The following is a 9,324-nucleotide window of genomic DNA, read 5'->3' on the forward strand; positions in this document are numbered from 1 at the left end:
GTGCGGAGTTGTTCGCCCAGGTGCGTTCGCTGGTAAACACGGCTCGCCGTCAAAGCATCTCTGCCTTTGACGCTATCTCCCGTGCCCTTACCTCACAGCAGGCTGATTGGCTACTGAGTTGAGCAATTACCCGGTGTCTACCCCCGTTCCCTGAGCCAGTACAAGCCCGAACTACAACAAGTCAGGAATGGCGGCGGGCCTCACTGGTTGACCCAGTTCAGATTCGACGGCTAATCCCCTGGGGGCTACTGTAGCCCCCTCCGGCAGGTTGCGATGGTCAAAGACCGGCCCCCCCCTAGCACCAAGGCGTTGCGATCGCACAGGGGCTTTTTGTTCTCGACAAGCTCTTGAGTTCATCTGTACTATATCGCTCTAACGAGTTCCACTCCGAGGTTCAAATCCTTAGCACACGCGGCTTTTACAGGTGCTCTACCGCTGTTGCGCTGAAGCCTGAACCGTTACCTCATCCACCATCCTGCCGCGACCTTCTTCGGGCAGGTCAAGGGCGACTCGATGATCGGGGCGGGTATCTTCTGCGGTGACCTGCTGATTGTGGATCGGGCGCTGATGCCTAACCACGGCAATGTGGTTATTGCTGTGGTCAACGGCGACCTGACGGTGAAGCGGTTTCATCAAGAGTCCCGTCGGGGTCAGGACTGTTCTAGAGCTGCGTGGTGTGGCCTGTCTGCCCCTGGAGCTATGCCCTCAACCGCGAAAGAGCTGTTGTGTCTCTCGCTGAGCTCAAGCAGGCGATCGCTTCCTACGGGGCCACGCAGCAGCCAAACTCAGGCGCGATCAACGGGTGGCTCAGTCTTTGCAGGTCTTCATGACCACTAATCGCTTTCGGCCCCGAGAGCCGCAGTATGCCAATTCAGAGGCGATCGGGTTGCCTTTCCCTACCAACGACTCCTCTTCGCTGGTTCGGGCGGCGTTGGAGGCCACGGAGCGGCTATATCAGCCTGGGTATACCTATCACAAGGCGGGGGTGTTGCTGTTGGATCTCAGCCCGGATGGCATGGCTCAGGGCGGCTTGTTCGTAGATGAGACGAAGAGAGAACGGGCGGGGCGGTTGATGGTGGCTGTGGACGCGCTCAATCATCGGTTTGGGGCCGGGACGGTGCGATGGGCCGCTGAGGGGGTGCAGCAAGAGTGGAAGAGGTTCACAACTCGGTGCGATGAGTTAGCGGTAGTAGCTCGGTAGATGGCGGGGGATTAAGGGCGATCACGACGGGTGGAAGCTGAAGCGGTGTTGCCGTTATCCACTCGCTGACCTGTGGGGGGTTGGGTCGCAAAAAGCCCCCGGCGCAGACCAGGGGCTGAGGTGAAATTCTATGGCGCTATTCTACCCATCACCCATGGCCCTGGCCTCCTCCAGTCCGGGCTACGCCTAACTCAACCAGCAAAAAACTCCAGGTTGACCGATATAGATTTATTGACTGCTATAATTAAATCACGATTCGCCAATGGGGATGGGCAAAAGTTGTGGGAGAACTCTCTATGGTTGCAATTCTCCAAAACTTTTGCCCTAGCTGGCCTTAATGCAGCTACTATGCGGTTTCTGGGATCGAGAAATAGTCCCGCATGTAGGCAATCACCTCTGGGGTATGGGGTTTGAGTTCAGGGAGATGGAGGGCGATCGCCTCCTGAATCGCCAGATTGACATCGGCTCCGACCTTACCCTGAATAAACGGTGCCAATCGTCGAGCCAGTTGCCAGCCGCTGCGGAGGTTAGCCTTGATTAACGCCTTTTCCATGGGGGTGGCTTGGGGTGAATCGACATCGGGCAACACCCGGCTGATAAAGGTGACTCGGTGGAGCACCCGCCAGGGAATGCTTTTGTCGCGATCGCTGGCGTTTTGTTGAGCCTGGATCGCCTGCCGCAGGGCGATCGCATTCGGGTTGTTGCTCTGATTGAGCCACACCGGATCAATCACTTTGTTGACAAAGTCATCAAAGTGCTGCACATCCGGTTGCAGGTAGAAGCTCATAAATCGATAGGCATCGACCTTGCCGGGTTGCCCTTGGGGCACCGGGTTGAGCGGATCTTGAGTATCGAGCACCACGCGCCCCTGCCGATCGCGTTGATGGATATCCCGCTCTACACCCTCCAGGCTGACATTTAAGCCAAAGCTGGTTTCCGAATCTTGGCTCTTGGTCACGGTTAGATTCAGGTGCCCGCCAAACATGGCTTCCATCGAAAATTCAGCCGCCGCTCCCAAAATTGAGATATCGGCCTGCGCTGTAATCCCGGCTTTGCCGGTGAAGCTAAAGGAACCACCCACCTGCTCTTGCATCACATCCAGAGTTTCTTGCGACTCCGTAAAGAGTCCGCCATTGGCCGTCCAGACGTAGGTATTGACCAGATTGCGCTTCTCTAGGCGGGGCAGCTTCTCCAGCGCCCGTCCTGCGGCCAGATCTCCTTGAGAGAAATGAGTGGCATTCTGCCGTCGTCCGATCGCCCCGGCATCAAATTGGGCAAAGAAGCTCTTTAGCTCCTCTTCCTGCCGCTGGATGCGACTCTTCAGGGCGAAAGCCTCGATGGGTTTGAAGTAGCTGGCATCGCCGCTGCTGGGGTCAGCGTCTAGACCAAGGCGGCCATCCAAACTGCCCTGTTTGGTATAGAGCGAGTTAATCGGAAAGGTGAGGATATTGAAATCCTTGGGAATATCGGGATTGGGGCGCATCTGGTAGGACACCAGGGCATGATTGTGCTTTAAGCGCAAAGCAAACACATCGGCGGTTTCAGACTGCACCAGGGCAAAGCCGACATTCTGGGGCACAAACCGCTCACCGTTCCAGTGACCCTGCAAATCTAGCCGACTGACTTTGGTAGTTTGCTTGCCTGACCCGACGCTGGCATCTTCCAGCCAGCCCAGGGAATGTTCAAAGGTGGTTTTCACACCGAGAATGACATTGGCGTCTGCGATGTCTTGAACCACGCCAATGCCAGCGGCGGTTGAGAGCTTTAGCCCCACACCCAGTTGAGCTTCAACCGACATATCAAAGCCCTGGTCTTTAGAGACCGAATAGGTGTGAACGGTGCGATCGGCCTGCACAATTTCTACGGAAGTTGCCTGGCTATAGTCTTCCTGGCGGGTCAGATTTTCCCCTGGAATCGGGGGTGCACCTTCGATATAACCGATTAGCTGAGGGTCAAACTGCACCTGACCGACCCACTCAGCGACCAGATTGCCGACCTTATAACCGGTCAGCAAATGCCACTGACCCTCTTTAATGAACGTGTGGCAGCGTTTCAAGATACCGATCAAGTTGCCATCCCCGTCGTACTGCATGTCGCCGTATTCCTGCACATTGGGCTGGCTGTGGATGACGTCGTTGAAGGTTGTGTCTATGCCCGCTAAGGCATTGCGCACCTGGGGAACATCGTCGCTGACCGGCGCAGTAGACACCACAAAGGTAGGCCGATGGGGCGCTTGACCGAGGGGCAAATGGTGCCCATTGAAGGAATGGTCGAGCAATTGATCGAGGGCTTCGGCATCAAAGGTGTAGCAGGCAATCAAGCTCTCCTGATCATCCAGTAAGCGCCGGAATAGGTTGTCTTGAAGCTGTTCAGAGGTACGAGGCACCTTCCAGATTCGCACTTCTTCTAGGTCGCCCCTAAAGCGTTCCTGCGGTTTGCCAGCCACTAGCGCTGCGCCGAGGGTGAATTGATCCGTATCCCCCGATCTAGGCCCTGTGAGCATTGGCTGAGCAGGCACGATCACACCATTGTGGTACAGAGTCAGGCTAGACCCTTGAGGGTCGGGGTTTTTCACCCAGGTTACGCCTTTCAGTTTGCCGTGGTTGTTGCTCTTGGCATCAAAGGTAGTTGTGCCTTCGTTTTCTTCCATACGCCACCAGGAAACCAGACCCCTTTCCTGACCTTTTAAGTCACGTCCAATCAGATCGTTGCTTATTGCGGTATTCCAGATCCGCACTTCGCTGATGGTGCCGACAAAGGGAGCGATTGTACCATTGGACAGGTAAGCTCTGCCGATTTCTAAACTCTGGTTGCCGCTGCCCACACTGCCACCGTCATAAGTGGCTGTACCGACGGGTTGACGATCGATATAGAATGTGATGATGGCCGATTGTGTCGGCTGAATATTGTTTGGATCAATGGTTTCAGGATTGGTTGTCGATGCCGGAGGTTGCTCCACTACATGTTTGCGGACGATCGCAATCCGGTGAAACTGTCCTCGGGTCAGGCTTGCATTCGATTGGAATTCTTGGTACTTGCGATCGCCATCTTCAAAGGCAAACACTAACTTGCCGTCTCGATTGACGTAGAGAGCATAGGGTACATCCTGTGCTGTGCCGTCATTGAATTTGCCTTTACTCAAAATGCCGCGTCGTTCACCTAGAGTGTTCACCTGTAAGAAAACTTCTAGAGCCAGATCTCGGTTGATGTTGAGGGTAATGTCGCTGCCACAATCCACTACATCCGTGCTGCCATTGAACGTTAACGCATAGGACTGGTTATAGATAGCCGCTAGATGGTTCCAGGTGGCAGAGGGCAGGAGAGTTTTGGCTCGCACAGTTTGCGTGCCAACGGTAGCGTAAAAGTTGCTGGAGAAGGTAGAGGGACTGGCTTGGGGATTACCAACCGTTCTCTGCGGGGCAGTATTGCCGACGCGATTGCGCAAATCTCGGTTTTCAAACTGCCAGTACGCCAGTAAACCGGCTTCGTTGCCCTGGGGCCGACGATACATATCCAGTTCGATTTCAGCTTGCGATCGCGCCTGACTCCAGACTTGCACATGATCCAGTTCTCCCTGCAAACCAGATTCACCTTTCAACGCTGCGCTTCCAATCTGAAATGTTGTGGTTCCCAGAAGGACGGATGGGAGATCAGAGAGGGTTTCCTTGCGATCGCCATTCAAATAGGTAGTCAGAGTTTTCGCCGCCGCACTATACACCGTGGTGACAAACACCCATTGGTTCTCATAATCCGCCAGGCTAAATTGATGCTGCGCTCCATCCCAGAAGCCAAATTGCACTCGGCGATCTGATCCAATTAGCCAGTGAGCTGCGGTATTTATGCCAGGCTGACCAAACCATAAGATAGCTTGACGCTGGGTTGCCGCCTGAAACTTCACCCAAAAGGACACCGTGAAGGAAGGATTATCCTTCAATTGGGATGGGAAAGCCACTTGGAGCCCATCTCCACCATTAAATTTCAAGGGAAACAGCGGCAGTTGCTCTATCCCCAATGTGTAACGAGAAGTGGCGGAGACCTGGTGCAAAATCCGGGCGCTCCCCGTCAGTTGATCGCTGGGTTTGACCCAGGCTTCGAGGGTGAGATCCTGGGCTGCTGCCAGCGCTGCACCCTCTTTCGCTACGCCAACATAATTGTCTTTGCCGTCAAATTGCAGCGCATTACCCGGCGGTAGGCCAACCCAGTGGGGCATCAGTACTTTTTCGGGTGCTGCGATCGCTCGATGACTCAACGTGCTGTAATGGGCACTCAAAAACTCGTGATTTGCTCCCCGAAAGTACAGCATCCCATGACCATTGGCGCTGTCAAATAGCTGAGGCGTATCAATTGTTTTGGCAAACTCTAACACCGCACCAAGGACACTTAACCCGTTGTCATCGGTGACGATGGGCAACATGGGGACGCGCACATCATGGCGAAGGATGGCTCTCAGGCGATCGCGCTCGGCGATTTGGTCGGCCAATTTTACCTGAGCTGCTGCCAATTGGTTTGGCAGTTTGGCGTCAGACAACAGGCGCAGTTGTGCTGCCAGCTGAGTGTTTAAAGCCTGCACAATTGGCTGCAACTGCCTCACCAGCGTCGGCACCGCCGCGATACTCACTCGACTTGTGAAACTCTGGACCAGGGCAAGCTGCTGGGTCGGATTCAGATGGACAGGAATGCTGCGTTCCTGAAGCAGGCGTACGTCTGCTTGCAGCTCTTGCATCAGCCCTGCCGTGGAGTTGATCGCCCCCGTTAAGGTAACGATCACAGAAGGGTTTTTGGCTGGATCAAACAGCGTCGGCGAATTCAACACCTCCTGGAGTCGGCTCAACCGCGTCTGCTTGTGCTCCAGTTGAGAACGCAGGGCTGGATCAACCATCAACTGCAAGCGATCGATCTCGGCCTGGGTTTGGGGAATCGCTTGATCCAAGTCTTTGATCTGTTGCAGCGCGGTCGGGATGGGAATTTCACCCGGTTGTGTCGCCGCAATTGTCTGCAAGTCTAGAGTTTCTGGCACCTGCACGAGTTTGCCATCAATGGAGACCGCAAAATCTAGCGCTGTAACTCGACTCTGCGGATCTGATGAATCGCTGGTTGCCATGGTCAGCAGCACTCGGGCGCTGGTTTTCATCGGCTTTTCAAGGTTGTCATAGCCGGTTGCTGCTGTCTCTTGCTGGAAGTAGAGAATTGCAGAAAACCCAGACTCTAGGGTGCGGTTGCTGGCTCGAAAATCCCACCGGAATGACTTGAGTGGGTCAGTCTCCAACAGCTGCTCAATCGAGGGAGGGGTCGCGCCATCAATGGCTTGCTGATCGGGATCGTACAGGTCAAACAGCCCGTCTTCAGACTGGGGAATACTCCAACTGGCGATCGAGTCCTGTTGGCTGTCGTAGGCAAAGATCTGCCAGCGTTTCATCTCTGGAATTTTGGTTGGCAGCAGCAATACCGTGAAACGTCCCTGGCTCAAATGATCGATAAACGTGATTTCCTGAGTGGGTTCATAAAACGGCTTACTCTCCATGTCTATGGCACTGAGGCTATCTTTGACACTTTGAGGAAAGTCTTTGTTGCGGCTGCGTTGATAGCGCACTTCCATTTTGGGTTGTAGGGTGGTGCCAATCAACATAAAGCGATCGAGTAACAGGGTGCGATCGACTAGAGGCACCGGTTGACCCTGGCTGTCTAAAACGACTTGATCGCCGCTGCGTTTAAACACGGCGTTGGCATCGTCTGAGGCGATCGCCTGGCGGAATACGCAGAGAAATCGACCATCTGACACAACTTGAAACGGGGCGTCTGCGGTGAGAATGGCGGTAGACGAGCGATACCGATCAATTTCTTCTGGGCGCACAGTGGCCGGGTTTGTGACAATTTCACCCTTCTGGTTCACGATTGGCAGCGTTGTCAGATCTAAGCCACCAAAGCCCACCTGGGTAATTTCATTGGTGAAATAAAGCTCCTGAGGTTCCTGTAACCAGTTATCGCGATCGCGCACCTTTGTCGCTGTACCACTTGCATCGCCACTGCCCTGATTCAAATTCAAAACTGAGTAATAAATTTTGCGCTGCTGATCCATTGCGAAGGCAATAACGATGCCGTTATGACGAACAATGGTTGAATACCGATAGGCGCGATCGCGGTAAATGGTCGTGAAATTGTCTTGAAAGCTAGATTGAGTAGACATTGGATTCTTTCCTGATTAGTTAGTAGAACTCACCAGTCATCCACAGGAATTAAGCACACTAGAAAGCAAATCAATCACGCATAGAGATCGTTTGTGGTTTCAGCATTGGTAATGCTGAAACCTATTTTTTAGGACTCAGAAATGCGGATTGAATCAAACGAAACTTTGCTGTATGGATAGGGTTACTGAAGCGCTGGTTCCAAAAGGCTTAATGGATGGTCAAATTCGGCCCTGCCATTGCACCTGATTTAACCCACACCCTAAGCAAACAACAGTTGTGCTGTGTTGCCGCTAGCCAGGTTTAGCCCAATATTGTTAGCGGTGAAGCCACTGGTATGGCGCAGTTCCATCAGCAATTGACCCGAGCCAAATCCATCGTTGTTGGCAACGCCATCACCCGAGCGGAAAAAGGTGCTGCTGCCATGGCTGACCACGTCGATCGCGGCGATTCCCTCAAATTGCAGGCGATCGCCCCCGGCACCTGCGGTGAACTGATGCACCACATCACTGTCATCCCCGAGGCGATAGATCACCGTGTCAATGTCGCGATCGCGAAGCGTGCCGGATGGCATATCGCGCCCTAAGTAGAGCGTGTCATCGCCTGCACCGCCCACTAGGATATCGGCTCCCCTGCCGCCAAACAGGGTGTCATTTCCGTCGCCACCGCGCAGAATATCGTCACCGCTGAGACCATACAGGCGGTCATTGCCACCCTGACCATTGATCACATCGTCGGAGTCATGGAAGCCGGAGACCCTATTATCCAGGTCATTCAGGAACGTAACCGTGTTGCGGTTAAATACCACGGTGCGCGTATCATCCGCATTGAACACATCGAAACTGTCCTGAAAGGTGGTTTGACCATCAAATAGGATGTTGCCCAAATCCACCGCAGCCCCGGTCGCTTTGGTCAGATTGTCCAGGTCTTCTAGGGCAACGTCCTTCAGTACGGCTTGGGTATCATTCGCCCCGTCAAAACTGACAACCAGATCGGTGCCAACTTGGGTCAAGAGCAAATTTTTAGCCACCAGATCCGCACCCTCAAACTGGATGGTATCCACTTCCTGAATGACCGCAGGGTCAGGATTTACGCCTCGCCCGATGCCGCTAAACTCAAGCGCAGTGCGGCTTTTTCCCTGGGTCACTACAAAATTGCGCCTGCCGCCATTGCCCAACCACTGTCCCACCAGGTCTGTAAGACCGCCCTGCTCGTCGTCCACAATTGTCAGGGTGCGTGTTTGAGCACCAAGAAGCTGATAATTGGCGCTAGGGGTCAGGGTGATTGTAATCGTTTCAGTTGGTTCAAATAGTTGATCATCGAGAATTTGCAGCAGTATATCAGCACTGTTCTGTCCGGCCGGAATCACCACGCTACCAGACAATGGTACAAAGTCTTGCCCTGCGGTAGCACTTCCACTGACACTGTAGCTGACTATCAAATCGAAATTATCGGCAACGGCGCGCGCTGCATTAACGGTGATCGGGACCACGGGCCCGCCCGCTTCTGAAATCTCGGCGATGGCGATTGGAACAAACGTAACGAGAGGTGGTCGCACGACCAATGGCGGTTGAAAAGCTGAAAATAGATTATTCCCCTGAGTGGCGGCATTGTCTTGAAACGCCAGCCTGACTGTCGTAAGGCTGGCATTATTATTAAAAATCGCGCCGCCAACACCTCGACCATTGGTAAATCCGGCCCCGCCGATGGCCCGATTGTTGACAAAACTGGTGTTGGCAAGGGTCACACTACTACCAGTATCGGCAAAGATGGCACCGCCTAACCCAGCGCCGCCGCCGCCCTGTCCACCTCGACCGCCGCCACCAGGACTATTACCGGCAAAGGTGACTTGACCACTGCCACCCGCGCTGCCAGAGCCGCCATTCCCCCCAAAGTCGCCTCCCTTACCACCTATACCACCTGCTCCAGCCGCTCCAGCCA

3 protein-coding genes and 2 pseudogenes are annotated in these 9,324 nt (G+C 54.1%); 3 read left to right on the plus strand and 2 right to left on the minus strand.

Annotated elements, in window-relative coordinates; genetic code table 11:
* Positions 1–450 precede the first annotated feature (450 nt).
* The 3 genes and pseudogenes from IQ273_RS35995 to IQ273_RS34530 form a co-directional block, all read left to right on the plus strand.
* Positions 451–627, plus strand: a pseudogene (locus tag IQ273_RS35995) (LexA family protein); the annotation flags it as partial.
* Positions 628–781: 154 nt separating this feature from the next.
* Positions 782–1,018, plus strand: a pseudogene (locus IQ273_RS34525) (hypothetical protein); the annotation flags it as partial.
* Between the two features lie 54 nt (positions 1,019–1,072).
* Positions 1,073–1,201, plus strand: coding sequence for a DUF4113 domain-containing protein (locus IQ273_RS34530; protein ID WP_255534689.1), 129 nt, complete (start codon positions 1,073–1,075; stop codon positions 1,199–1,201).
* Positions 1,202–1,547: 346 nt separating this feature from the next.
* Here the strand turns inward: IQ273_RS34530 and IQ273_RS25740 are convergent, their stop codons facing one another.
* A complete protein-coding gene (locus IQ273_RS25740) occupies positions 1,548–7,385 on the minus strand; it encodes a LamG domain-containing protein (RefSeq protein WP_194025995.1) in 5,838 nt (1,945 codons plus the stop codon).
* Between the two features lie 260 nt (positions 7,386–7,645).
* A partial coding sequence (locus IQ273_RS35025; protein WP_278000595.1) for a Calx-beta domain-containing protein occupies positions 7,646–9,324 on the minus strand: 1,679 nt, incomplete at its 5' end.

Source organism: Nodosilinea sp. LEGE 07298 (assembly GCF_015207265.1).
Lineage (GTDB): Bacteria > Cyanobacteriota > Cyanobacteriia > Phormidesmidales > Phormidesmidaceae > Nodosilinea.